Here is a 1,323-nt window from a genome sequence, read left to right on the forward strand (position 1 = left end):
CCTAGAACGCAGGGGTGGCCCGCCCGACGAAGGTTAGTGCCTGGCACTCATGCGAGTCGGTCGACAAGGATCATCGCGACATCGTCCGCCAGGTGGCCTTCGGTGTGGCGGATCAATGCCTGGTGCAGTTGCTCAAGGAACTCTGGCGGCGTGGTATCGGCGCCTATCGACTCCATGGCCTCAGGCAGGGGGAAGAAGTCGTTGTCGCGGTTGCGGGCTTCGATGACGCCGTCGGTGTAGAGCAGCAGGCGGCCGCCGGGTACGAACGGATAGCTCTCGGGCTTTTCGGGAGGGTCGGTGATGAGGTCTTCCAGACCGAGCGGCGGCAGTGGCTCGGCGGGCATCAGGGCCTGGACCCGACCCTGATGCAGCAGCAGCGGGGGCGGGTGGCCGCGGTTGATCAGTTGCACCACGGGGGTATCCGGCACCTGGGCCATGAGAGCCGTGGTAAATCCCTCCATCAGGGCCTCCTGGTCGAACGCACCGGGCACGTCGGCCTCCCGGAGCAGCGCGGCAGCGCAGTGGTCCATGACCTCCAACAGCTCGTCCTCGTAGTGCGCGGCGTCCCGGAACGCGCCGAGCGCCACCGCGACCGCGCGCATGGCGTTGAGTCCCTTGCCCCGGACGTCCCCCACGATCATGCGGACGCCGTACCGTGTTCGCACGGCCTCGTACAGATCACCGCCGACCTGTGCCCCGGTTCCGGCCGCCAGGCAGAGGCTAGCCGCCCGCACCGGGCCCAGGCGCTCGGGGACGGGCCGCAGTATGACGTCCTGTGCTGCCACGGCGATCCGGCGGACCTGGTCGAGCTCGCTCCGCCTGCGGGTACGCACGGCTCTGCTGGTGATGAATGCGGCCACGGATACCAGGGCCAGAGCCAGAAAGTTGGTATAGACCTGCAGGCTGGCCCAGGCCTGGTTGTAGGTGGCGGTGGTCACGCTGATCGCTACCGCCAGGGCCGCGGCCGAGGTGGTGCCCTTGGGGCCCATCGTCACTGCGGCCAGCGCAGGCACCGCGGCGAGGAAGGGGCCCGTATAGATGAAGTGTGCCGGCGAAAGTTCGATAGCCAGCACGGCCAGCGCGATCGCGAACGGTACACACATCGCCAGCGTGAACAGGACTCCACTTCGACCGCCCGCTCCTGATCGGGGCGAGGCTCCTGGTCGATGCTTGCGGAACGACCGCATGGCCACAGTCTGCCGCGTTGAAGTTGAATGCTCCACTCACGTTCTTGTGCGGCCTTGGGGAGAGACCGCGACACCTGCCCTTCCTCGCCACCGGCCTGCGACGACAGCACGCCTCGCGCAGCACGTGCGGCGGCCC

The 1,323-nt window shown here is 68.0% G+C and carries 1 protein-coding gene; it reads right to left on the reverse strand.

Annotated elements, in window-relative coordinates; all coding sequences use genetic code 11:
* Positions 1 to 47: 47 nt before the first annotated feature.
* On the reverse strand, positions 48 to 1,103 hold the full coding sequence (locus tag ABT085_RS46395; RefSeq protein ID WP_351623271.1) for a PP2C family protein-serine/threonine phosphatase: 1,056 nt from the start codon (positions 1,101 to 1,103) through the stop codon (positions 48 to 50).
* Between the last annotated feature and the right edge of the window lie 220 nt (positions 1,104 to 1,323).

Source organism: Streptomyces sp. NPDC002265, from assembly GCF_040296125.1.
Lineage (GTDB): Bacteria > Actinomycetota > Actinomycetes > Streptomycetales > Streptomycetaceae > Streptomyces.